A 22,471-nucleotide genomic window follows, 5' to 3' on the forward strand; every position below is an offset into this window, starting at 1 on the left:
GACCTCTTCATGCTAACCACCAGCTTTACCTGGAACGACCTGCTGTTCCTGCTCGACGGTGCCTGGGTCACCCTGCAGCTGACCTTCTGGGCAATCATCCTGGGCACCATCGCCGGCCTGGTGTTCGGCTTGCTACGGGCTCTGATGCCACTCGCCAGCCTGCCGCTGGCCTGGGTCCTGGACATCTTTCGCAGCGTGCCGCTGCTGATCCAGTTCGTCTTGTTCAACTCGTTCAAAAGCATCGTCGGCCTGAATATCAGCGCCTTCAGCGTCGGCTGCATCGTACTCGGCATCTACACCGCCGCGTACTTCACCGAAATTGTGCGCGGCGGCGTGCTGTCGGTGCCTTTCACGCTGCGCCGGGCCAGTCGTTCGCTGGGCCTGAGTTACTTCCAGGACTTGCGCTGGATCGTCCTGCCCATGGCGACGCGGGTGGCCTTCCCCGGCTGGCTGAACCTGGTGCTGGGGGTGATGAAAGACACCGCATTGGTGATGTGGATCGGCATCGTTGAACTGCTTCGCGCCTCGCAAACCATCGTGACCCGCATCCAGGAGCCGCTTCTGGTGCTGTGCATCGCGGGCCTTATCTATTACCTCATGAGCCTGGCGGTCGCACGTCTGGGGGCTCGCCTGGAAGCAAGGTGGCAAGAAAATGATTGAGATCGACAACGTACACAAATCCTTCGGTGAACTCGAAGTGGTCAAGGGCGTCAGCCTGACCGTCAACAAGGGCGAAGTGGTATCGATCATCGGCGGCTCCGGCTCGGGAAAGTCCACCCTGCTGATGTGCATCAACGGTCTTGAGCCGATCCAGAAAGGCAGCATTCGCGTGGACGGGGTCGAAGTGCACAACAAGGCCATCGACCTCAATCGACTGCGCCAGAAAATCGGCATTGTCTTTCAGCAGTGGAACGCCTTCCCCCACCTGACCGTGCTGGAAAACGTGATGTTGTCGCCCCGCAAAGTGCTGGGCAAAAGCCGCGAAGAAGCTGAAGCGCTGGCAGTAAAGCAACTGACGCACGTGGGCCTGAGGGACAAGCTCAAGGTGTTTCCCGGCAAGCTCTCGGGCGGCCAGCAACAGCGCATGGCGATTGCCCGTGCACTGGCCATGTCGCCGGATTACATGCTGTTCGACGAAGCCACCTCGGCACTTGATCCACAACTGGTTGGCGAAGTGCTCGACACCATGCGCACGCTCGCCGAAGACGGCATGACCATGGTGCTGGTCACCCACGAGATCCGCTTTGCCCGCGACGTTTCGGATCGCGTGGCGTTCTTTCGCAATGGATTGGTGCATGAAATCGGATCGCCCGATCAGGTGATTGGCAACCCTCTCCAGCCTGAAACCGCTGCGTTCCTCAAATCAGTCAAATAGGAGTACACCATGCGCTCTTCAAAAGTGATTCATGTCGTCAGTTGCCATGCCGAAGGCGAAGTGGGCGACGTGATTGTTGGCGGCGTCGCGCCGCCACCTGGTGCCACTGTGTGGGAGCAGTCTCGCTGGATTGCCAACGATCAGACCCTGCGCAATTTCGTCCTCAATGAACCGCGTGGCGGCGTCTTTCGCCACGTCAATCTGCTGGTGCCGCCCAAAGACCCGCGGGCACAGATGGCCTGGATTATCATGGAGCCAGCCGACACACCGCCGATGTCCGGCTCGAACTCACTCTGCGTGGCCACCGTGCTGCTCGAAAGCGGCATCCTGCCGATGACCGAACCGCAAACCCATCTGGTGCTCGAGGCGCCAGGCGGCCTGATTGAAGCGGTAGCCGACTGCCGTAATGGCAAGGTCGAACGTGTGGAAATCAAGAACGTGCCCTCGTTCGCCGACCACCTTGATGCCTGGATCGAGGTCGAGGGCATTGGCACGCTACAAGTCGACACGGCTTATGGCGGTGACAGTTTCGTGATCGCCGACGCCAAGCGCCTGGGGTTTGCCATCCAGGCCGACGAGGCCGCGGATCTGGTCGAGGCGGGGCTGAAAATCACTCGGGCAGCCAATGAGCAGTTGGGCTTCGTGCACCCGCTGAACCCCGAGTGGTCGCATATCTCGTTTTGCCAGATCGCCGCACCTATCGTGAGTGAACGCGGCGTTGCCACCGGCGCCAATGCCGTGGTCATCCAACCCGGCAAGATCGACCGCTCACCCACAGGTACCGGCTGCTCGGCACGCATGGCAGTGCTCCAGGCCAAAGGCTTGATGAACGTGGGAGATCGTTTTATCGGGCGCTCGATCATTGGCTCCGAGTTCCACTGCCGCATCGACTCACTGACCGAGGTGGCCGGACGCGCAGCAATCTACCCGTGCATATCCGGCCAAGCCTGGATCACCGGAACACACCAGTTGTTACTCGACCCAACGGACCCATGGCCCCAGGGCTATCGACTGTCAGACACCTGGCCAGGTGCCTGAGTGGATTTACCGATAATCGCCCCTCCTCTCTTCGTGCCTTGAAAGGACATCCCATGCCTACTCACCCGCATGCTTCCAGCTCCACCACGCCCTCCGGATTGAAACGCGTCGTGGCTGCCGCCATGGCGGGCACCGTGGCCGAGTGGTACGAGTTTTTTCTCTATGGCACCGCCTCGGCACTGGTCTTCGGCCAGCTGTTCTTCCGTCAGACCGACAGCCCGGTCGATGGCATCATTGCCGCCTTTGCCCTGTACGCCGTCGGTTTTCTGGCCCGCCCGCTGGGCGGATTGGTGTTCGGTCATTATGGCGACAAGTTCGGCCGCAAGCGGCTGCTGCAACTGAGCCTGGTGGTGGTCGGAATTACCACCTTCCTGATGGGCTGCCTGCCGGGGTTCGACAGCATCGGCTATGCCGCGCCGTTGTTGCTGGTGCTCTTGCGCCTGATCCAGGGGTTCGCCTTTGGCGGCGAATGGGGCGGGGCCATCCTGCTGGTCTCCGAGCACTGCCCGGACAACCGCCGAGGCTTTTGGGCCAGTTGGCCGCAAGCCGGGGTACCCGCCGGTAATCTGGTCGCCACCGTTGCCTTGCTGCTGTTGTCCTCGAGCCTGACTGAGGAACAGTTCCTGGCCTGGGGCTGGCGCGTAGCGTTCTGGTTCTCGGCCGTCGTGGTATTGATCGGCTACTGGATTCGCACCAGCGTCGATGATGCGCCGATCTTCAAGGAGGCCCAGGCACGCCAAGCGCAGAACACCTCGCAGCAACTGGGCGTGGTCGAAGTGCTGCGTCACCACTGGCGTGCCGTGCTGGTCGGGATCGGGGCGCGATTCGCCGAAAACATCCTCTACTACACCGTGGTGACGTTCTCGATTACGTACCTGAAGCTGGTCGTGCACAAGGACACATCGCAGATTCTGCTGTTGATGTTCGGTGCACACCTGCTGCATTTCTTCCTGATCCCGCTGATGGGTTACCTGTCCGATATCGTCGGGCGCAAACCGGTGTATCTGACCGGTGCAGTGCTGACAGCCTTCTGGGGGTTCATTGGCTTCCCGATGATGGACACGGGTAACAGTTGGCTGATCATGACGGCCATTACCTTGGGCCTGGCCATCGAATCGATGACCTATGCCCCGTACTCGGCGCTGATGGCCGAGATGTTCCCCACCCATGTCCGCTATACCGCGTTGTCGCTGTGCTATCAGGTTGCACCTATCTTTGCCGGCTCCCTGGCACCGTTGATTGCGCTCACCCTGCTCAACAAATACCACAGCTCAACCCCGATCGCCTGGTACCTGGTCGGCGCCGCGCTGATCTCGATTGTCGCCGTAGGCCTGACCCGCGAAACCCGTGGCAAATCACTGCACCAGGTCGACGCCGAGGCGGCTGCGCGGATCGCCAGCCAAGGCAGTGCCGAACCCGCCAATGCATACCAGGGCAACGCGCGGGCCTGATCCAGCCTCACAAGCGTTTCGGGTGGGCGCCACGACGCCCGCCTCCCATCATTTCAGCAACACAGGCCGGCGATCGGGGTGCGACTTGAGTGCGTCGCCCTCGATTTTCTCGCGGCAAGCATGCCGACCGGCTCGCAAGCATTACCGACTGACAGCGACCGTTAGGGCACCTATAGCTCAACGGTCTCCACGGTGGCCATGGCCAGATCCTGGAACGGTTGCAGTTCCACCTCATCAACCGCCGAGGTAATCAACCGCCATTCCCGCTCCAGCGGCGTCCAGTGCTGTTGACGTGCCCTGCCCAGCTTTTCCGAATCGGCCAGGACGAATACCTGCGCGGCCCTTTTGATGATGCATTCCTTGAGGTAGGCCTGTTGTGCACTGGCCTCACAAAGACCGAATTCGGCGACCACACCGTCGGCACCGAGAAAAGCCCGATCAACGCTGAGCCGGCTGATCGCCAGCTCGGCGAGAGGCCCAAGGGTACTCATGCTGGATTCCCGCAGATCGCCACCGATCAGGGTCAGTCGGACACCCGGGGCCGTGGCCAGCGTCATGACCGCCAACAAATTGTTGGTAACCACCTGGATATTGCCGTGCGAATACAGCAGTGCCGCCAGTGCACTACAAGTGGTGCCGCCATCCAGGAATACCGTGTCTCCATCCTGAATGTGGGCAATGGCGGCCCTGGCGATCGCGGCCTTTTCATCCCCCCGACTGGCCTTGCGCTCTTCCAGTGAAGCCTCTGGCTCGTGCACGCCGATCAACGCCGTGGCGCCGCCATGGGTACGCACCAGCAGGCGTTGCTTGCCCAGCAGGGTCAGGTCACGGCGTACCGTGGCTTCCGACACATTCAGCGCCGAACTCAACTCCTCGACGCTGGTGTCGTGGGTCCGAACGAGATCGAGGATAAGGCGGTGGCGGTCGACGGGTTTCATGCACGGGCTCCTTGTCTGGTGGGCGCTGATCTTATACAGCAGCCCATCAGTGCCTTGTAGCCTTCACTGCGATCTCAGCGTCGAGTGGCCAACTCGGCACCCTGGCGCAACGCTTCCAACAGGCTGCGTTCATCAGCGATGCCCTGGCCGGCGATATCGAACGCGGTGCCATGATCCACCGAGGTACGAATCACTTCCAGCCCCACCGTGACGTTGACCCCCGCCTCCAGGCCAAGGACCTTCACCGGGCCATGGCCCTGGTCGTGATACATCGCCACCACCAGGTCGAAATCACCTCGCCCGGCGCGAAAAAACAGGGTGTCAGCAGGCAAGGGGCCGGTCACGTCCAGGCCGAGGGCCTGCAAGCGCTGCACGGCGGGAATGATTTTCTCCTCTTCCTCGCCATAGCCAAACAGACCATTCTCCCCCGCATGGGGATTGATCCCGCAGACGCCAATGCGCGGACGAGCGATCCCGGCCTTGATCAAGGTCGCGTTGCCGCGCTCGATGGTGCGCTGTACCAGACCCGGCTCGATCTTGCGGATAGCGTCGATGATGCCGATGTGAGTCGTCACGTGGATCACCCGCAACTGCGGCGCCACCAGCATCATCGACACCTCGTCGACGTGAGTCAGGTGGGCAAGCATCTCCGTGTGCCCCGGGTACTTGTGCCCTCCCGCGTGCAGTGCTTCCTTGTTCAGCGGCGCAGTACAGATCGCGTCGATCTGCTGCGCGTTCGCCAGCTCCACGGCGCGGGCAATGTACTGGTAGGCCGCATCACCCGCTATGGCTGAGAGCACGCCGAATGGCAGGTCCTGGGGAATCAGCCCCAGGTCGATGCAATCGATGCTGCCAGGCTGATACAACGCCTCGGATGCATCCTTGATCCGGCGAATCACCAGCTGGCCACCAACAATGCGGTTGGCCTGCTCCAGACGCCGGGCATCTCCGATCACCAGTGGCCGGCACTGTTGATAGACCACTGCATGAGTCAGGCTTTTGACAATGATTTCCGGCCCGACACCGGTGGCGTCACCCATGGTGATGCCAATGACGGGAAGCGTGTTACTCATAAAGTTGACCTCGATGCCTTAACTGGGTGTGCAGACGCGTGGTTACCGCCCGCCTGGTTCAAATACTGCCAAGCCCGGTAAAGCGCCTGATCGCTGCCAAAGGCCCCGGCCTTGGTGACGATGCGGGGACAGCGGTCTTGGGCCCGGAGCAATGGTTTGCCGAGCACCACACCGGCCTCTATTTCCTGATGTATCTGCAGGCCGCCAATCGCTGCGGCACTGAGCATGGCCCGAGCGGTTTCGCCACCGGTGGCGACCAGCCCCGCCACCTGCCCGAAATACGGCGCGGTCATGGCCGCCAGCGCCGTGCACAGGCGCTCACCCTCGGCTGGCGCAAAGACCGCGTCACGACCGATGCGCAGCAGCAGGTCCGAACCGCCATCCAGTGCCTGGATCATGCACGCCTGCCACAGTCGCCAGTCGTGGTGTTCCGGACCGGCACGCAGAACCGCAGGCGGCACCAACAGTTCGGCAATGCCGCTCTGGGATTTGAGCAAGGCGCATTGACGGTCCGACACAGCAGACAGGCTACCGACCATGACCAGGATCGAGCCGCTTGGCTCCGGCGCCAGGGCAGCGTCCGCTGCTGAAAAAGTGCCAGGTTGCAGCAAGGCGCTGATCTCCCGCGCCAAGCCTCCGGAACCGACCCAGAAAACCTCCCGCTCCAGGTCAATGGTCGCCAGCGCCAGGGTGCGCAGGTCATCGCTGGTTTCACTGTCGACGATCAATGCCTGTACACCGCTCTCCTTGACGTTCAGCAGGTGCTGGGCGAGCTGCCGGGGATCAACCCGCAGCCCTTGTAGATCCAGGCGTGCGGAGGTCAGCCCGGCCCCCAGCAGCATGGCCTCGATATCCGCCTCTCGATCGGCATTTTCCAAACGCCAGGTGTCTGTGCTTTCCAGGGGCGCACCGGCCACCAGAACCCGGCCCTCGCGCAAGGTCCGGCCGGTGGCAGGAAATGCCGGGGCGATGATGGCCAGCCCGGCCCGCGGTTGCAGAACAGCCACTTCGGCTGCCCAGTTGCCACGCAGGGTCGAGTCGATCTTCTTGTACAGGCGACCTCCTGGACGGTTCAGCGCGTCGAACGCACGCAGGGTCAGCGCCGCCGCGTCCGTCGGCGCCAGGCGCCGGGAGTCGGTATCGATCGCAATGACCTGAGCCCCAAGGGTGTCCGTCGAGGTATCGAGCGCCACCACGGTGTGCAGCCCGGCGCTGGCAAAACCGATCGCGCAATCCGCGGCCCCAGACAGGTCATCGGCAATAATCAACAGGTTCATGGTTGCGTCTCCTGTCGGTGCAGACCCGCTTGTTCGGTGGCCGACACTTCCCTGGCCTTTTGCCGCTTGGCCAGCGACGACACCAGAATCGGCGCCAGGATCGCCGTCACCACCACGCAAGCGGCGACCAGCAGTGTCGCGCTGCTTGCCGCCTCGGCATAGGCGGGATTGGCCGCGGCAATCAGCGCCGGTACGGCGGCGGCATTGCCAGCCGTGGTCGCCGCCGCAGCCCCGGCCACCCCAGTGCCACCGGACAGGCGATCGGCGAAATACAACGGAATGCCGGTGACCACCACCACGGCCACGCCGAGGGCGATGCCCAGTAAACCGGCTTGCCAGACTTTGAACAGATCCAGGCTGGCCCCCAGGGCCAAGGCGAAGAACGGAATCAGCACCGGCACCGCCTTGGCCAGAAAATCACGCATCTCCCGATCAAGATTGCCCAGCAGCATGCCGAGCATCAGCGGCAGAATCGCGCCCACCAGGGTGGGCCAGGGAAAGGCCGACAAACCTGCAACACCCAGGGTGATCATGGTCAGGAATGGACCGGACTCCAGGGACATGACCGAATAGGCACCGACATCGGCGGGGCGTCCGTACTGCCCCATGAGCGCCATGTACAGACCACCGTTGGTATCGTTCATCGCCGCCACCACGGCCAGGGTGGACAGTCCGGCAAAGAATCCCGAGGAAATCGGTTGCTCGCCCAGAAAGTGCCCCATGACCAACCCCATGATCATGGCCGTTCCAACCTTGGTGGCGAACAGCACACCCCCCTTTTTCAACAGATAGGGCGTGGTCTTGATATTGATGCTGGCGCCCATGCAGACGTAGAACACCGCGAGAATCGGCAGTGAACCGCTGAACAGCGCATTGGTGAACGAGCCAAAGTACTTTGGCATGTCCGGGAGGAAGGTGGCGATGAGTGAACCGATCAGTAACGGAACAATCATCATGCCGCCAGGAACACGCTCGATGGAGCGCTTGATTGGAATCTGGATCATCCGGTAACTCCTTATTTTTATGGTGCGCAACACGGCTCTGACCTGATCGAAACAATCACGAAATGATTGACTCGATCAATCGCACCTTAAAACAAGACTCAATAATGCGCAACTCAATCAATCAATGATCAATTCAATCATGAAGTCCGCTGAATCGAGCGCATCTGCCCCCTCTCGAGCCACAACTGGCGGTGGCTCTCGATACCGGATAGCAAGGGCGCGGCAACAGGCAGGCGCGCGCTCGCGGCACTGCCTGGTCGGATCAGTTAAAGCGCGCCGCCCACAGAACCCGGCAGGTCCTGGCTGAGCCAGATTGGCTGTCGGCTGCGCAAGGGCGCAAGGCAGTCAGGAGGTCGAAGCTGATGGTTCGCCGTGCAGCGGCCTTCATACCTTCATCCTGCAACAAGGTCTGGCAGCTATCCGGCAAGTCTGCGCACCACGTCAGCGCCGGCAAAAGAGACCCAAGATCGGCATCAGCAAAAAACACAACAGCCATATCGTGCGGCCCGTGAAGGCATGCTTGCCCGAAGCTACGTGGCTAAAGAAATCATCGGCTAGGTGATTCCAACTTTAAACGTTGGTATGGCTCGGTCATCGCACTAACAAAGCAGAAACCAACTCACAGCCTTGCGCTACCATGGAGGCCTGGCGCTTGCCGCGTGGCCTTGAGGACCCCGAGCCTTGACGGTCACGGTCGCCAGCCAGGTCAAGGAAGTCATTACACAGGACGGATGTAAATGAATGTATTCAACCATCAGGATGGTCAGTTCCTGGAAATTGGCGGGGCGAATATCTATTTCGAAACCCAGGGCAATGATGCCGGCCCGGTGATTGTTCTCCTCCACGGCGGCTTTGGAAACATTGAAGATTTCAACCCCATCACGCCTTACCTGAGCAAGGACTATCGGCTCATAGGCATCGATAGCAGAGGCCACGGCAAATCGACACTGGGCACAGCCGCGCTGACCTACAAAAGAATCCAGGATGATGTCGAGGCGGTCATCCACCACCTTGGGCTCGACGATATCATCCTGATCGGCCACAGCGACGGCGGCATTGCCGCACTCAGATTGGCAGCCGACAATCGGATCAAGATCAAAAGGCTCGTCACCATCGGTGCCCATTGGACGTTGAAGGCCAATGATCCGACGCGCAAGGTGTATGCCGACATTACCGCCAACAGCTGGCATACGATGTTTCCCGCCAGCTACGACCGTTATATGACACTCAACCCGACGCCTGAATTCGACGCGCTGTCCAAGGCTCTGGTCGACCTTTGGCTCGACTCAAGCAACAGCGGATATCCCAATGCCAGTGTCAGGCACATTCGTTGCCCGTTGCTCGTGGTTCGCGGCGACGATGACATGCTGGTCTCAAGGATCAACTCAGTTGAACTGGCCAATCAGGTTCCTGAAGCCCGGCTGATGAATATTCCGTTTGCCGGCCACTGCGCCCATGAAGAAAAATGCGAAGTGTTCATCGCAAGCCTGAATGAATTCATCAACACTTGAACCCCTTGCAACTCACTCTCCTTCAGCTAGCGGCTGGTTGTCCATTCCAGGATGTGCAACCAGCCCTGGGTTATAAACCCAGCTATCAGTCATCAGGCCAGTGTGGTTTTGAGGTCCTTGTCACTGCTGGTCAGCACCTCTGCCATTCGCGTAGGAGTGCGCGACTCCAAGACAATGGCTCCAGAAACCTTTGACTTGAGTTTCACACTGAGTAACCCCGCAGCGATGACCAGCAACGCCGAATTGCCTCCCAGGTCGAAAAAGTCGTCATGCTCATCAAAGTGATCGCGTCCCAGCACTTGGGCAAAGACCTGGCAGATCTGCTCCACCCGTAACCGGTGTTCCGCAAGGGAAGCAGGGGAAAATGGCAATGACGCAAGTACGCGCTTTTCACTGCTCAATGTGTTGCTGCGCGATGGAACGGGAAGACTCGATCGATCAAACTTGCCATTGGGCAACAGCGGAAACTCCGGCAGCACGACATACAGATCAGGAATCATGTACTCCGGCAGATGCCGGCTTAACATGAGATTCAGCTCTTCTTTGCTAAACGGCCGACTGACGACGATGTAAGCCGCCAACATGTCTTCCCCCGGCCCTCGAAGCCGCACGCAGCGACTACCGCAGCATCGAGCCCGTTGATACTTTCCAGCTCGCGCTCCACCTCGCGAGAACCGATGCGGTTGCCGCGAATCTTCAACTCGGCCTCCCCACGGCCAATCCACTCCAGGACTCCCCCCTCATGCATCCGAACCTTGTCGCCACTGCGGTAAATCAAGGTGCCGGTATCGGGGTGCCGTCTGAATGCCGCAGCAGTCGCATCGGGATCCCCCAGGTACTCTTGCGCCAAACCGGCACCCGAGATGCAGAGGTCGCCTTGGCTGCACGGTTGCAAGGTGTCATCAAGGACATGCAGATAGGTATTGCGTAACGGCTCGCCTATCCCACCAGCACCAGTATGCAGACAGCAACGCCTCGATCTTGCGCAAGGCTCGGTCATCATTCAGCGGATAGAGCCTTAGGCGGCCATTGAGCGCAAGCCCATCAGTTTTGCCGAGGAGAAGCAGCACCTGTCCAGACTCAAGGCTCCCAATCAGGGCTCCGCTCTGGACTTAAAGCACTGGAGGATGCTGGATTTCAGCGAAATCCGCAGAAACGAAAAAAGGACCCGAAGGTCCTTTTTGCGATCGCTGCAAAGTTCAGTTGAACTCTGCAGCGCTATGTTTGGAGCGGGAAACGAGACTCGAACTCGCGACCCCGACCTTGGCAAGGTCGTGCTCTACCAACTGAGCTATTCCCGCAACGTCTTGGTGATGCGCATTCTATAGAAATTAGAATGCGCGTCAAGCCTTTGATTCAAAAAAGTTATTTTTTTTCATTGTCGATTTTCAGATGCGGCCAGGCAGCGCGCAGATACTGCAGCATCGACCACAGGGTCAGGCCCGCTGCTGCCAGCAGCAAGGCGTAGCCCACCAGCACCCAGAAACTGAAATCCGACGGGTTGGCCAGGAGGATCACCAGTGCAAGCATCTGCGCCGCGGTTTTCCATTTGCCCATGCTGGACACCGCTACCTGGGCACGGGCGCCCAGTTCGGCCATCCATTCACGCAGCGCCGAAATCACGATCTCACGACCGATGATCACCGCGGCCGGCAAGGTCAGCCACAGATTGTGGTGCTCCTGAACCAGCAAGACCAAGGCCACCGCCACCATCAGCTTGTCGGCCACAGGATCGAGGAACGCGCCAAACGGCGTGCTCTGTTGCAGGCGTCGCGCTAGGTACCCATCCAGCCAGTCCGTGGCGGCCGCGAAGGCAAAGACCGAACTGGCAGCCATGTAGCTCCAGCTATACGGCAAATAGAACAGCAATATGAAAATCGGGATGAGCAGGACGCGTAGAACGGTGATCAGATTAGGGATATTCATCGGCACAACTGGCTACGAGGTGATTGGGCATTCTACTCGCTGTGCAGATTTGCATAAATCAACTCTGCGAGCTTTTTACTGATTCCCGGTGCTTTGGCAATCTCGTCGATGCTTGCACGGGACAGTTCTTGCAATCCACCAAAATGTTTAAGGAGGTCACGCCGACGTTTCGGGCCGACGCCCGCCACCCCTTCCAGGGTCGAGGTGCGCCGGGTCTTGCCACGTCGGGCGCGGTGACCGGTGATCGCGAAGCGGTGAGCCTCATCGCGGATTTGCTGGATCAGGTGCAACGCCGGCGAGTCCCCCTTCAGGGTGAACTCATGGGCGGCATCATTCAGGTACAGGGTTTCGAAACCGGCCTTGCGGGTCGCCCCCTTGGCCACGCCGAGGAGAATCAGGTCCGGCACTGCCAGTTCATTGAGCACATCACGAGCCATGGACAACTGGCCCTTGCCACCGTCCACCAGGAGGATATCTGGCAGCTTGCCCTCTCCGTCCTTGAGCTTGCTGAAGCGTCGTGTCAGGGCCTGGTGCATGGCCGCGTAATCATCGCCGGCTGTAACGCCTTCGATGTTGTAGCGGCGGTAATCGGATTTCAGCGGCCCTTCCGGCCCGAAGACCACGCAGGAGGCTACCGTCGCCTCGCCGCTGGAGTGGCTGATGTCGTAGCACTCCAGGCGCTGCGGGGACTCGTCCAGGTTCAGCACCTCGGCCAGGGCTTCAAAACGGGCGGCCACGTGCTGGCGGTTGGCCAAGCGCGCGCTCAAGGCCTGCTCGGCGTTGGTCACTGCCAGTTGCTGCCAGCGGGCACGGGTGCCGCGCACTCGGTGACTGATGGTCAATTCACGACCGCGCAACTCATCGATGGCGGCGATCAGGACCGGGAAGTCCTCATGGAGCACATTGACGATCAATTCCGCCGGCAGGTCGCGCTCGGGGCTGCTGACGAAGTACTGGCCAAGAAAGGCCAGCATGACCTCGGAAACGTCCTCCTCGATGCCCACCTGGGGAAAGAAATTCTTGCTGCCCAGCACCCGCCCGCCACGCACGCTGATCAGGTGCACACAGGCGCCGCCCGGGTTGACGAAGGCCGCCACCACGTCGACATCGCCGGTGCCACCCTCCATGCTCTGCTGGTCCTGGACCCGGCGCAGCAGGGAGATCTGATCGCGCAACTCGGCGGCCCTTTCAAAATCCAGGGTGCCGGCAGCGGCCTCCATGGCACTGGAGAGCTCATCCGTCAGGGCGTTGCTGCGCCCTTCCAGGAACATCACCGAGTGGCGCACGTCTTCGGCATAGACCTCGGGCTCCACCAGGCCGACGCAAGGCGCCTTGCAGCGCTTAATCTGGTACTGCAGGCAAGGCCGCGTGCGGTTCTTGTAATAGCTGTCCTCACACTGCCGGACCATGAAGGTCTTCTGCAGCAGGCTGAGGCTCTCACGAATGGCACCGGCGCTGGGGTAAGGTCCGAAGTACTTGCCCTTTTGCTTCTTTGCCCCGCGATGAATGCTGAAACGCGGAAAGTCGCCGTCCGAAAGAAACACGTAGGGATATGACTTATCGTCGCGCAGGAGGATGTTGTACGGCGGCCGCCACTCCTTGATCAGCGTCTGCTCCAGCAGCAGGGCTTCGGTTTCGTTGGCGGTGATGGTGGTTTCGATCTGCGCGATGCGCGCCACCAGGGCAGCGGTCTTCGGCGCATGGCCAGTCTTGCGGAAATAGCTCGACAGGCGGCTCTTCAGGTTCTTGGCTTTACCGACGTAGAGCAGGCGTGCATCGCTGTCGAACATGCGATACACACCGGGACGGCCACTGCAGGTAGAAAGAAAGGCACTGGGATCAAACAGGTCGGTCATTTCAGAGGCTGGCATCAACCATGCCATGGCGAACTGCCAACAGCGTCAACTCGACATCGCTGCTGATCGAAAGCTTCTCGAAAATACGATAGCGGTAGGTGTTCACGGTCTTGGGCGACAGGCACAGCTTGTCGGAGATGATCTGCACTTTCTGGCAGCCGACAATCATCAACGCAATCTGGATCTCCCGTTCCGACAAGGCGTCGAACGGCGAATCACTGGAAGGCTGGAATGATTTGAATACCAGTTGCTGAGCGATCTGCGGGCTGATGTAGCGCTGACCGGCAAATACCAGGCGAATGGCCTGGACCATTTCATTGAGACCGGCGCCCTTGGTCAGGTAGCCCGCCGCGCCTGCTTGCAGCAAGCGAGTCGGAAACGGATCTTCCTCGCAGACAGTCACCGCGACGACTTTGATATCCGGATGGCTGCGCAGCAATTTGCGCGTCGCTTCAAGACCTCCGATCCCGGGCATCTTGACGTCCATCAGGACCACATCGGGCTTCAGCTCCCGCGCCTTGAGCAAGGATTCTTCCCCTGACTCTGCCTGCCCGACTACTTGCAGGCCATCGATGTCAGCCAACATTCGTGTAATGCCCGTACGAACGAGATCATGGTCATCGACTACTAGCACCCTAATCAAGCAGACACCTCGCGATATGGTCTTTAAAGGTTGCCGGACACCTTAGCAAAAAAGCACCGTACAAACCTAATCAGAAGCGCTATATAAAATTCATCGACGAGCGATAAGAGACGCTGCCGACCTGTTAGTAGAAAGTGTCCCGGCCTCAGGACTCAGCGGCCTGGGGCTTTTTCCGTGCACCCTGGCCCTGCGACAACTCGGCCAGGGTGGTGGTCAGGCGACAGATTGCCTCCTGGTCCTCCTTGAACAATGCCCGATAACCGTCGAGCACCTTGGCCTCCGACTGACTCAGCTTGCCGACCTGGATCGGCGTGCGGCTGCCTGTCAGCACATACAGCACGTCCACGTCTTTTGCCGCCACCCGCGACAGGTAGTCCGCCTTGGGTGCACGGTCTCCACTTTCATATTTACCTTGGGCGTTGGCTTCAACGCCGCCGATTTCGCCAAAAACTTTTTGCGACAGTCCAAGGCGTTCTCGCTCCTGCCTCAACCGCGAACCGATTCCACTCATTTGGATGTATGATCCCGTCAGATACACCCCTAGGGGTGTCATACTCTTCAAGCATTGAACAAAATTGAACGGTATTGAACTATGCCCGGTATCCGCACTGCCGCACAAGCCAAGGCCTGGCTGGAACATCAAGGTAAATCGGTTCAACAGTTCGCACGCGAACACGGAGTTGATCCGGCCACTACCTATCAGGTACTGGCAGGCCGCAAGAAAGGCAAACGGGGGGAAGCCCACAAAGTGGCAGTATTGCTGGGGATGAAGGACGGGATCATTCCGGACCAGGTCCCGCCAGTGGACCCAGCCCGGCTGTAAGAGCACCAGGCCCATCACTCAGTTGTCGGCGCAGTCTTTCGCAGTTGAAGCCGATGAGCGCTCCATGCGCCAGAAGCAATCATCCTCGCCTACCACCTGCAGCCCCATCCGCTCGTACAGTTGCTGCGCCGGGTTGCCCTTGAACACAGTCAGGCGCAACAAACCCCGTCGTTCCTGGCGCGCCATTTCCAGCACCTGCTCCAACGTCCAGGCCCCGGCGCCCTGCCCGCGCCACGCTTGCAGCACATGCAGCTCGCGAACATAAAGCGCCCGCAGATCCCGGCTCAGGCTGACGAAACCCAGCACCTCGACGCCCTGGCAGATCAGCAGGTTCTCGCGTCCAGCCCAGGCCACATCAAAAGCTTGATCCTGCCACAGCAAATCATTGCGAATGTAATAGCCGAGCATGGTGGAACGGGTCAGGTCCCGGGCGAACGCCAGGTCCATGTCAGTCGCCGGACGCAGTTCAAAGGCGCTCATCAATCCACGATCGCCAACACTTCGGCCTGCCACCGCCCAGCATCGCGCCGGGCAATCAGTAGCGCCTCGCCGACACCTTCCACAGCGCCCAGCAGCTCACCCTGCGTGCCCCAGACCGCACTGCGCCCGGCACAGGCCCAACCACCACTGGGACCACCATGGTTGGCTATCATCACCAGAATCCCGTGGTCACGGGCATAGCCTTGCAACAATGCGCTGTCGGTGGCGTAACCGCCTTCACTGATCAGTACCCCGGCGGCATAGACCCCGGCACCGGCGTCCACCGCCGATTGCACATGGCTGGCATGACAAAAATCCGCACAGACGGCCAAGGCTACGGTTTCACCGCCCAGGCTCAACGGCGCACCGCCAGTGCCTGGAGCAAACGCCCGCTCCTCTCCCGCATGCAGGTGCTGCTTGCTGTACACCGCCAGTGAGCCATCAGCACCAAGCACCAACGCCCCGACCAACACCGGCCCATCGGCAGACAGGCGGATCGGCATTCCCACCACCGCCGTCAGCCCCAGCTCCCGAGCCAGATCCCGCAGCGACTGCAACGCCAGTGAATCCGGCGCCAGCGCCAAGTCAGCGGCCAGTTGCGGCTCGTAGCCGGTCAGCGACAGCTCGGGAAAAACCAGCAACTGCACCCCCTGCTGCGCCGCCAGCTGCATCAAGCGCCGATGGCGATCCAGGTTGGCCGGCAGGTCACCAGCGACGGACACCGATTGGGCAGCAGCAAGGGTCAGCATGGTCATGGACATTCCTGGCGGGACAATCTGAGGGAGCGGCGAGTGTGGCATAAATCCCTTCGTGACTTAATCCATAGCCCCTCATACCAATGCCCATAGCAATTACTGATTGAATCACGGCCCCAGCCTCTAGTAAGCTCGCCCCACTTCACGGAGAAACCACATGTTGTCCCAGACCCTTTCCTTGCATCGCCACACCGCCAGCGCACTGCGTTCGGTTGCGGCTGCCTGGGTCAACGGCACCTGCGCTCCGGTCAACTTTTATTTTGGGTATTGGTTTAGCCACTGGCGCGCCTGATACCCAACCGGCGCCCATGTAAACGGGTCGCCTACCAGAGATTTCTCAACCCCCGGTCGGCTTCCCGACCGGGGGTTTTGTTTTTTCAGGCTCGACGTTTTTAACCACGACTTTCAGCGACACACCGAACTTATTGAGGATTGCCCCATGAACTACGCCACCTATTACCGCTACGACATGTTTTCCGCCTGGCGATTTAGCAGCCTCCGTTCGGGACAGCCTGCCGCCTCCGATCGGTCACCTACCGGTGGCAATTGCACACTTATGGCCAGTACGGCCAATTGTCGAACACCCCAGTAGGGCCGCGAGCGGGACAAACCCCGCCGCCCGCCCAGGAAGACCGAACATGAACTCGTCCGTATCCGCTCTGCCCCTGTCCACCCACGTCAGTGCCAATGAAACCCTGACCCAGCGCCTGCCCAGCTCATTGGAGCTCAAGCAGCAACTGCCGCTATCCCTGGCCCTGAGCCAGCAAGTCGCTGCCCACCGCCAAGCGGTGCGTGCCATTCTCGAAGGTCAAGACCAGCGCCTGCTGGTGGTGGTCGGCCCCTGCTCCATCCACGATCCGCAATCCGCCCTGGAATACGCCGCCAACCTGGCCCGCCTGGCCAGCCAAGTGAGCGACCAGATGCTCTTGGTGATGCGCGCCTACGTGGAAAAACCTCGCACCACTGTCGGCTGGAAAGGCCTGGCCTATGACCCGCACCTGGACGGCAGCGACGACATGGCCGGCGGCCTGAGCCTGTCCCGCGAACTGATGCGCGAAATGCTGCGCCTGGGCCTGCCGATTGCCACCGAACTGCTGCAGCCCATGGCCGCCGGCTACTTCGATGACCTGCTGAGCTGGGTCGCCATCGGCGCGCGCACCACCGAATCGCAGATCCATCGCGAAATGGCCAGCGGCCTGGAGATGCCCGTGGGTTTCAAGAACGGCACCGACGGCGGCGTCGCCATCGCTTGCGATGCCATGCGCTCGGCGAGCCATCCGCACCGCCACTTCGGCGTCGACAGCCAAGGCCATCCGGCGATCATCCAGACTCCGGGCAACCCCGATACCCATCTGGTGCTGCGCGGCGGCCATCGCGGGCCGAACTACGACCGCCAGAGCGTGGCCCAGGTCCAGCACGACCTGCAGAAGCTGAAGATTCCAGCGCGGATCATGGTGGATTGCAGCCACGCCAACAGCGGCAAGGACCCACTGCGCCAGCCGGCGGTATTCAACGAGGTGCTGGAACAGCGCCTACAGGGCGATCGCTCATTGATGGGGGTAATGCTGGAGAGCCACTTGTTCGAAGGCTGCCAACCCCTGAGCGCCAACCTGCGCTACGGCGTATCGGTGACCGACGGTTGCCTGGGCTGGGACGCCACCGAGCAACTGTTGCGCAATGCCGCCCAGCAACTGCAGCGCGCGCACAAGGCCGCAGCCGTCCCCGCCTGAGCACCAGCGCCCCCGTAGGAGCTGGCTTGCCAGCGAAGGCGTCCTCAAGAGCACCGTCTCCTCCAAGGACCTCTTCGCCGGCAAGCCGGCTCCTACGGGACTATCACCACCCATCCCCCCCGCAACCGCCCGGCGGCAATGGTTTGAAGGAACTTTGAGAAGAAATAGCCACCTGAATCCGGTAGGCTCTCAACTTTCTTGAAAGGAGCAACACCCATGGCCAAAGCCACTGCCCGTCACATCCTGGTTGCCAGCGAAGCCAAGTGCAACGAACTCAAATCCGAGATCGAAGCCGGCGCCGACTTCGCCGAAGTCGCGAAAAAGAACTCCACCTGCCCGTCCAGCCGTGACGGCGGCAACCTAGGCTCCTTTGGCCCGGGCCAGATGGTCAAGGAATTCGACACCGTGGTGTTCAGCGCCCCGATCAACGTCGTACAAGGTCCGGTGAAGACCCAATTCGGTTATCACCTGCTGGAAGTCACCAGCCGCCAGGACTGATCCGCTCGCGATTTTTCCAGCCAACGGCCCGCCTTCTGGTGGGCCGTTGTGCTTGTGACACAGGATGCGGCTGGCCAGCAACGCGCCGCTAGCGTACAAATCGTGGTCATCGATCACCCGGCTCCTAAGGCTGACAATGCGACTGCTTTCCTCCTCCGCGCTTCTCACCGCCCTGTTGCTGGGCGCCGCAAGTACCCAGGCCGCACCGCAGCACGCCATGACCGTCTACGGCGAACCGGCCAAGTACACCCAGGGCTTCAGCCACTTCGACTACGTCAACCCCCAGGCCCCGAAAGGCGGGACCCTGCGCCGCTCGGCGATCGAGATCGGCCGCTTTGACCATGTGCTGCCCTATATCGACAAAGGCATCGGCGTGTCCCAGCTCGACGGCATGGTCTATTCGCCCCTGGCCCTGCGTTCCCTGGACGAGCCCTACACCGTCTACGGCCTGGTGGCCGAGAAGATGGAGCGCGCCGAAGACGGCCTGTGGCTGCGCTTCTACCTCAACCCCAAGGCTCGCTTTGCCGATAACACGCCGATCACCGCCGAAGACGTACGCTACAGCTACGAGCTGCTGATGACCCAGGGCAGCATGCGCTACCGCACCCAGTTCGAGGACGTCAAAGGCGTCACCGTGGAATCGCCACGGGTGGTGCGCTTCGACTTCAAGAACAATGAAAACCGCACCCTGCCCCTGGATATCGCGACCCTGCCGGTGTTCCCCGAACACTGGTGGAAGAGTCGCGACTTTGCCAATGGCGGCGGCTATGAAGCGCCCCTGGGCAGCGGGCCGTACCGGGTAAGCAAGGTCGACTCGGGCAACAGCATCACTTTCGCCCGCAACCCCGACTGGTGGGGCAAGGACCTGCCAGTAAGCCGTGGCCTGTACAACTTCGATCATTTCAGCGTCGAGTACTTCGGTGACATCGACGTCGCCCGCCAGGTGCTGCGCGGCGGCGCCTACGACTACAACCGTGAATTTTCCGCCACCGGCTACTCCATCGGCTACAGCAGTCCGGCCCTGAGCGATGGCCGCCTGCAAAAGGCCCACCTGGCCCAGTCGGCGCCGCAGCCGGCCCAGGGCTACGTGTTCAACCTCGACCGGCCGGTGTTCCAGGACCGCCGGGTGCGCCAGGCCCTGGCCATGCTCTGGGATTTCGAATGGAGCAACCGGCAGATGATGCGCGACCTGTACATCCGCCAGCAGAGCTTCTTCTCCAACACCTCGCTGGCGGCCCGCAGCCTGCCGGACGCCGATGAGCTGAAGATCCTCGAACCTCTGCGCGGGCAGATCCCCGACGAAGTCTTCACCCAGGTCTTCGAAGCCCCCAAGACCGATGGCAGCGGCAATATTCGCGACAAGCAGCTGCAAGCCCTGGCCCTGCTGGAACAGGCGGGCTGGAAAGCCGAAGGCGATAAGCTGGTGAATGCCCAGGGCGAGCCGCTGAGCTTCACCTTCCTGATCACCCAAAGCTCCATCGAACGCCTGTTGCTGCCCTACAAGCGCAACCTGGCGCAGATCGGCATCAGCCTGAACATCCGCCGCATCGACTCTTCGCAATACGTCAACCGCCTGATGGCCAGGGACTACGACATGATCGTCACCGGCTACCCGGTGACCACCTCGCCCGGCATGGAGCTGTACAACTACTTCGGCTCGGCCGCGGCCAACGACCCCGGCTCCAACAACTACATGGTGCTGAAGAACCCGGCGGTGGACACCCTGGTCAACGGCCTGGTGAAAGCCACCAGCCAACCGGAGATGCTGCGCTATGCCCACGCCCTGGACCGAGTGCTGCAGTGGAACTACTACTGGATCGCCAACTACTACCCGCCGGGCACCTCCACCGTATGGTGGAACCGCTTCGGCATCCCCAAGGTGCCCGCAAGCAACGATGAAGCCATCGAGAGTTGGTGGGAAGTCAGCAGCACTGCGCTGACCGATGAACAAATGGCCGCCGAGCAGATCCGCCGTGGCAAACCCGGAGGACGCCACTGATGCTGGCCTATATTCTGCGGCGCCTGCTGCTGATCATTCCGACCCTGTTGATCATCCTCCTGGTGAATTTCGTCATCGTCCAGGCCGCCCCCGGCGGGCCGGTGGAACAGGCCATCGCTCGCCTGCAAGGCATCGGCGGCGGTGGCAGTGTCGGCGGTTCCGCCGACGTCATGAGCAGCAGCGGCTCCCGGGCCAGCCGCGGCCTGGATCCCAAGCTGATCGAGGACATCGAGAAACAATACGGCTTCGACAAACCGGCCCACGAACGCCTATGGCTGATGCTCAAGAACTACGCCCGGCTGGACTTCGGCAAGAGCTTCTTTCGCGGCGCCACGGTCACCGACCTGATCCTGGAAAAGATGCCGGTGACCATCTCCCTCGGCCTCTGGGCGACCCTGATCACCTACCTGGTGTCGATCCCCCTGGGCATTCGCAAGGCGGTGCACCACGGCAGCCACTTCGACATCTGGAGCAGCACCGCGATCATCATCGGCTACGCCATGCCGGCGTTCCTGTTCGCCATGTTCCTGATCGTGCTGTTCGCCGGTGGCACCTCGCTGAACTGGTTCCCGGTGCGCGGGCTGGTCTCGGACAACTTCGAGCAACTGAGCACCCTGGGCAAGATCGCCGACTACTTCTGGCACCTGGTGCTGCCGGTGACCTCGCTGGTGATCGGCGGCTTCGCTACCCTGACCATCCTCACCAAGAACTCCTTCCTCAACGAGATCACCCGCCAGTACGTGGTCACCGCCCGGGCCAAGGGCCTGAGCGAACGCCGGGTGCTGTATGGCCACGTATTCCGCAACGCCATGCTGCTGGTGGTGTCGGGGATTCCCCAGGCCTTCATCAGTGTGTTCTTCGCCGGCTCGCTGCTGATCGAGGTGATCTTCTCCCTCGATGGCCTGGGCCGCATGAGCTACGAGGCCGCCGTGTCCCGTGACTACCCGGTGGTGTTTGGCTCGCTGTTCATCTTCACCCTGTTCGGCCTCTTGATAAAACTCATCGGCGACCTGTGCTACACCCTGGTCGACCCGCGTATCGACTTCGCCGCGAGGAACGTCTGATGTTCACGCTTTCTCCCCTGGCGCGCCGACGCTTCGAGCGTTTCAAGAAAAACCGCCGTGGCTGGTGGTCGCTGTGGCTGTTCATCGGCCTGTTCATCCTCACCCTCGGCGGCGAGCTGATCGCCAACGACAAACCGCTGGTGGTCAGCTACCAGGGCTCGCTGTATTTCCCGGTGTTCAAGCGCTACACCGAGCAGGAATTCGGCGGCCAGCTGCCATTCCAGGCCGACTACCGCAGCGACTACGTGCAGCAACTGATCCGCAAGGACGGTGGCTGGCTGCTGTTCCCACCGGTGCCCTTCAGTGAGGACACGCCCAACTACGACCTCAGCCAACCCGCCCCCAGCCCGCCGAGCACCGTCAATTGGCTGGGCACCGACGACCAGGCCCGGGATGTACTGGCGCGAGTGATCTACGGTGCCCGGGTATCGATCCTGTTTGCCCTGGCGCTGACCGCCATCAGCGCCCTGATCGGCATCGCCGCCGGCGCCCTGCAAGGCTACTACGGCGGCTGGATCGACCTCCTCGGCCAGCGCCTGCTGGAGGTCTGGTCGGGGCTGCCGGTGCTATACCTGCTGATCATTCTCTCGGGGTTCGTCGAACCGAACTTCTGGTGGCTGCTGGGAATCATGGCACTGTTCTCCTGGCTCGCCCTGGTGGACGTGGTGCGTGCCGAGTTCCTGCGCGGGCGCAACCTGGAATACGTCAAGGCCGCCCGGGCCCTGGGCCTGACCGACCGCAAGATCATCCTGCGGCACATCCTGCCCAACGCCATGAACGCGACCCTGAGCTACCTGCCGTTCATCCTCACCGGCGCCATCTCGACCCTCACCGCCCTGGACTTCCTCGGCTTCGGCATGCCCGCCGGCAGCGCCTCCCTGGGCGAACTGATCGGCCAGGGCAAGCAGAACCTGCAGGCACCCTGGCTGGGACTGACGGCGTTCTTCACCCTGGCGCTGATTCTCTCGTTGCTGGTGTTTATCGGCGAGGCGCTGCGTGATGCCTTTGACCCACGATCGTGAAGCGGATT

22 protein-coding genes and 1 tRNA gene are annotated in these 22,471 nt (G+C 61.2%); 11 read left to right on the top strand and 12 right to left on the bottom strand.

The genetic code is table 11. The annotated features are described in order from the left end of the window. The first annotated feature begins 9 nt into the window (after positions 1 to 9). The 4 genes from GV818_RS26000 to abaF are packed head-to-tail and all read left to right on the top strand — an operon-like array spanning position 10 to position 3,864. The gene (locus GV818_RS26000) at positions 10 to 660 is read left to right on the top strand and encodes an amino acid ABC transporter permease (protein WP_161759344.1); all 651 of its coding nucleotides are present in this window, start codon (positions 10 to 12) and stop codon (positions 658 to 660) included. After that, positions 653 to 1,375, top strand: a complete 723-nt coding sequence (locus GV818_RS26005) for an amino acid ABC transporter ATP-binding protein (RefSeq protein ID WP_161777884.1) — start codon at positions 653 to 655, stop codon at positions 1,373 to 1,375. Before GV818_RS26000 ends, GV818_RS26005 begins: the two co-directional genes overlap by 8 nt. A 9-nt stretch (positions 1,376 to 1,384) precedes the next feature. Continuing rightward, the gene (locus GV818_RS26010; RefSeq protein ID WP_161777885.1) at positions 1,385 to 2,413 is read left to right on the top strand and encodes a trans-3-hydroxy-L-proline dehydratase; all 1,029 of its coding nucleotides are present in this window, start codon (positions 1,385 to 1,387) and stop codon (positions 2,411 to 2,413) included. Positions 2,414 to 2,466: 53 nt separating this feature from the next. Next, positions 2,467 to 3,864, top strand: coding sequence for a fosfomycin efflux MFS transporter AbaF (abaF, locus tag GV818_RS26015; RefSeq protein ID WP_161759347.1), 1,398 nt, complete (start codon positions 2,467 to 2,469; stop codon positions 3,862 to 3,864). 170 nt (positions 3,865 to 4,034) lie between these two features. Here abaF and GV818_RS26020 read toward each other — a convergent pair whose 3' ends face one another. The 4 genes from GV818_RS26020 to GV818_RS26035 form a co-directional block, all read right to left on the bottom strand. After that, positions 4,035 to 4,802 (bottom strand): DeoR/GlpR family DNA-binding transcription regulator, encoded by a 768-nt coding sequence (locus GV818_RS26020; protein ID WP_161759348.1) that lies wholly within the window; start codon positions 4,800 to 4,802, stop codon positions 4,035 to 4,037. Positions 4,803 to 4,876: 74 nt separating this feature from the next. After that, positions 4,877 to 5,875, bottom strand: a complete 999-nt coding sequence (gene pdxA, locus GV818_RS26025) for a 4-hydroxythreonine-4-phosphate dehydrogenase PdxA (protein WP_161759349.1) — start codon at positions 5,873 to 5,875, stop codon at positions 4,877 to 4,879. Further along, positions 5,872 to 7,152, bottom strand: coding sequence for a four-carbon acid sugar kinase family protein (locus GV818_RS26030; RefSeq protein ID WP_161759350.1), 1,281 nt, complete (start codon positions 7,150 to 7,152; stop codon positions 5,872 to 5,874). The genes pdxA and GV818_RS26030 overlap by 4 nt, the downstream gene beginning before the upstream one ends. Further along, positions 7,149 to 8,156, bottom strand: a complete 1,008-nt coding sequence (locus GV818_RS26035) for a 2-keto-3-deoxygluconate permease (RefSeq protein ID WP_161759351.1) — start codon at positions 8,154 to 8,156, stop codon at positions 7,149 to 7,151. Before GV818_RS26035 ends, GV818_RS26030 begins: the two co-directional genes overlap by 4 nt. Positions 8,157 to 8,893: 737 nt before the next feature. On the opposite strand from GV818_RS26035, the gene GV818_RS26040 reads away from it, so the two are divergent. Continuing rightward, positions 8,894 to 9,667, top strand: coding sequence for an alpha/beta fold hydrolase (locus tag GV818_RS26040; protein ID WP_161777886.1), 774 nt, complete (start codon positions 8,894 to 8,896; stop codon positions 9,665 to 9,667). Positions 9,668 to 9,759: 92 nt separating this feature from the next. Here GV818_RS26040 and GV818_RS26045 read toward each other — a convergent pair whose 3' ends face one another. The 6 genes from GV818_RS26045 to GV818_RS26075 form a co-directional block, all read right to left on the bottom strand. Beyond that, positions 9,760 to 10,251 carry a phosphopantetheine-binding protein gene (locus GV818_RS26045; protein ID WP_161777887.1) on the bottom strand — a complete coding sequence of 164 codons (492 nt, stop codon included), beginning with the start codon at positions 10,249 to 10,251 and terminating at the stop codon, positions 9,760 to 9,762. Positions 10,252 to 10,892: 641 nt separating this feature from the next. Next, positions 10,893 to 10,968: transfer RNA gene (locus GV818_RS26055), tRNA-Gly, on the bottom strand. 64 nt (positions 10,969 to 11,032) lie between these two features. After that, positions 11,033 to 11,593: a CDP-diacylglycerol--glycerol-3-phosphate 3-phosphatidyltransferase gene (gene pgsA / locus GV818_RS26060; RefSeq protein WP_161759354.1), complete on the bottom strand. Its 561-nt coding sequence runs from the start codon at positions 11,591 to 11,593 to the stop codon at positions 11,033 to 11,035. A 32-nt stretch (positions 11,594 to 11,625) separates the two neighbouring features. Next, positions 11,626 to 13,449, bottom strand: coding sequence for an excinuclease ABC subunit UvrC (gene uvrC, locus GV818_RS26065; protein ID WP_161777913.1), 1,824 nt, complete (start codon positions 13,447 to 13,449; stop codon positions 11,626 to 11,628). Position 13,450: 1 nt separating this feature from the next. Then, a complete protein-coding gene (gene gacA / locus GV818_RS26070) occupies positions 13,451 to 14,092 on the bottom strand; it encodes a response regulator transcription factor GacA (RefSeq protein WP_011061841.1) in 642 nt (213 codons plus the stop codon). 145 nt (positions 14,093 to 14,237) lie between these two features. Next, on the bottom strand, positions 14,238 to 14,603 hold the full coding sequence (locus GV818_RS26075) for a helix-turn-helix domain-containing protein (RefSeq protein ID WP_161759355.1): 366 nt from the start codon (positions 14,601 to 14,603) through the stop codon (positions 14,238 to 14,240). 81 nt (positions 14,604 to 14,684) lie between these two features. Between GV818_RS26075 and GV818_RS26080 the strand changes: the two genes are divergently transcribed. Beyond that, entirely contained in the window at positions 14,685 to 14,915 is a 231-nt protein-coding gene (locus tag GV818_RS26080; protein WP_161777889.1) for a DNA-binding protein, read from the top strand. Positions 14,916 to 14,933: 18 nt separating this feature from the next. Here GV818_RS26080 and GV818_RS26085 read toward each other — a convergent pair whose 3' ends face one another. After that, a complete protein-coding gene (locus tag GV818_RS26085; RefSeq protein ID WP_161759357.1) occupies positions 14,934 to 15,395 on the bottom strand; it encodes a GNAT family N-acetyltransferase in 462 nt (153 codons plus the stop codon). After that, positions 15,395 to 16,150, bottom strand: coding sequence for a carbon-nitrogen hydrolase family protein (locus GV818_RS26090; RefSeq protein ID WP_161777890.1), 756 nt, complete (start codon positions 16,148 to 16,150; stop codon positions 15,395 to 15,397). The genes GV818_RS26085 and GV818_RS26090 overlap by 1 nt, the downstream gene beginning before the upstream one ends. Before the next feature lie 638 nt (positions 16,151 to 16,788). On the opposite strand from GV818_RS26090, the gene GV818_RS26095 reads away from it, so the two are divergent. The 5 genes from GV818_RS26095 (at position 16,789) to GV818_RS26115 (ending at position 22,463) form a co-directional block, all read left to right on the top strand. Beyond that, positions 16,789 to 17,880: a 3-deoxy-7-phosphoheptulonate synthase gene (locus GV818_RS26095; protein WP_161759359.1), complete on the top strand. Its 1,092-nt coding sequence runs from the start codon at positions 16,789 to 16,791 to the stop codon at positions 17,878 to 17,880. 216 nt (positions 17,881 to 18,096) lie between these two features. Next, entirely contained in the window at positions 18,097 to 18,378 is a 282-nt protein-coding gene (locus GV818_RS26100) for a peptidylprolyl isomerase (protein WP_161759360.1), read from the top strand. A 136-nt stretch (positions 18,379 to 18,514) separates the two neighbouring features. Then, on the top strand, positions 18,515 to 20,377 hold the full coding sequence (locus GV818_RS26105; protein WP_161777891.1) for an extracellular solute-binding protein: 1,863 nt from the start codon (positions 18,515 to 18,517) through the stop codon (positions 20,375 to 20,377). Further along, positions 20,377 to 21,441 carry a microcin C ABC transporter permease YejB gene (locus GV818_RS26110; protein WP_161777892.1) on the top strand — a complete coding sequence of 355 codons (1,065 nt, stop codon included), beginning with the start codon at positions 20,377 to 20,379 and terminating at the stop codon, positions 21,439 to 21,441. The genes GV818_RS26105 and GV818_RS26110 overlap by 1 nt, the downstream gene beginning before the upstream one ends. Beyond that, entirely contained in the window at positions 21,441 to 22,463 is a 1,023-nt protein-coding gene (locus GV818_RS26115) for an ABC transporter permease (protein WP_161759363.1), read from the top strand. The genes GV818_RS26110 and GV818_RS26115 overlap by 1 nt, the downstream gene beginning before the upstream one ends. Positions 22,464 to 22,471: the final 8 nt, after the last annotated feature.

Origin of the sequence: Pseudomonas sp. Fl4BN1, assembly GCF_009908285.1 — a bacterium.
GTDB lineage: Bacteria > Pseudomonadota > Gammaproteobacteria > Pseudomonadales > Pseudomonadaceae > Aquipseudomonas.

What these genes read in the sequence shown, in the direction of transcription:
- uvrC (WP_161777913.1), bottom strand. Translation starts at nt 13,449, where the DNA reads ATGACCGACCTGTTTGATCCCAGTGCCTTTCTTTCTACCTGCAGTGGC.
- pgsA (WP_161759354.1), bottom strand. Translation starts at nt 11,593, where the DNA reads ATGAATATCCCTAATCTGATCACCGTTCTACGCGTCCTGCTCATCCCG.
- GV818_RS26010 (WP_161777885.1), top strand. Translation starts at nt 1,385, where the DNA reads ATGCGCTCTTCAAAAGTGATTCATGTCGTCAGTTGCCATGCCGAAGGC.
- GV818_RS26110 (WP_161777892.1), top strand. Translation starts at nt 20,377, where the DNA reads ATGCTGGCCTATATTCTGCGGCGCCTGCTGCTGATCATTCCGACCCTG.
- GV818_RS26080 (WP_161777889.1), top strand. Translation starts at nt 14,685, where the DNA reads ATGCCCGGTATCCGCACTGCCGCACAAGCCAAGGCCTGGCTGGAACAT.
- GV818_RS26085 (WP_161759357.1), bottom strand. Translation starts at nt 15,395, where the DNA reads ATGAGCGCCTTTGAACTGCGTCCGGCGACTGACATGGACCTGGCGTTC.
- GV818_RS26030 (WP_161759350.1), bottom strand. Translation starts at nt 7,152, where the DNA reads ATGAACCTGTTGATTATTGCCGATGACCTGTCTGGGGCCGCGGATTGC.
- GV818_RS26095 (WP_161759359.1), top strand. Translation starts at nt 16,789, where the DNA reads ATGAACTCGTCCGTATCCGCTCTGCCCCTGTCCACCCACGTCAGTGCC.
- GV818_RS26100 (WP_161759360.1), top strand. Translation starts at nt 18,097, where the DNA reads ATGGCCAAAGCCACTGCCCGTCACATCCTGGTTGCCAGCGAAGCCAAG.
- GV818_RS26075 (WP_161759355.1), bottom strand. Translation starts at nt 14,603, where the DNA reads ATGAGTGGAATCGGTTCGCGGTTGAGGCAGGAGCGAGAACGCCTTGGA.
- pdxA (WP_161759349.1), bottom strand. Translation starts at nt 5,875, where the DNA reads ATGAGTAACACGCTTCCCGTCATTGGCATCACCATGGGTGACGCCACC.
- GV818_RS26035 (WP_161759351.1), bottom strand. Translation starts at nt 8,156, where the DNA reads ATGATCCAGATTCCAATCAAGCGCTCCATCGAGCGTGTTCCTGGCGGC.
- GV818_RS26005 (WP_161777884.1), top strand. Translation starts at nt 653, where the DNA reads ATGATTGAGATCGACAACGTACACAAATCCTTCGGTGAACTCGAAGTG.
- GV818_RS26105 (WP_161777891.1), top strand. Translation starts at nt 18,515, where the DNA reads ATGCGACTGCTTTCCTCCTCCGCGCTTCTCACCGCCCTGTTGCTGGGC.
- GV818_RS26045 (WP_161777887.1), bottom strand. Translation starts at nt 10,251, where the DNA reads ATGTTGGCGGCTTACATCGTCGTCAGTCGGCCGTTTAGCAAAGAAGAG.
- GV818_RS26040 (WP_161777886.1), top strand. Translation starts at nt 8,894, where the DNA reads ATGAATGTATTCAACCATCAGGATGGTCAGTTCCTGGAAATTGGCGGG.
- GV818_RS26115 (WP_161759363.1), top strand. Translation starts at nt 21,441, where the DNA reads ATGTTCACGCTTTCTCCCCTGGCGCGCCGACGCTTCGAGCGTTTCAAG.
- abaF (WP_161759347.1), top strand. Translation starts at nt 2,467, where the DNA reads ATGCCTACTCACCCGCATGCTTCCAGCTCCACCACGCCCTCCGGATTG.
- GV818_RS26020 (WP_161759348.1), bottom strand. Translation starts at nt 4,802, where the DNA reads ATGAAACCCGTCGACCGCCACCGCCTTATCCTCGATCTCGTTCGGACC.
- GV818_RS26090 (WP_161777890.1), bottom strand. Translation starts at nt 16,150, where the DNA reads ATGACCATGCTGACCCTTGCTGCTGCCCAATCGGTGTCCGTCGCTGGT.
- GV818_RS26000 (WP_161759344.1), top strand. Translation starts at nt 10, where the DNA reads ATGCTAACCACCAGCTTTACCTGGAACGACCTGCTGTTCCTGCTCGAC.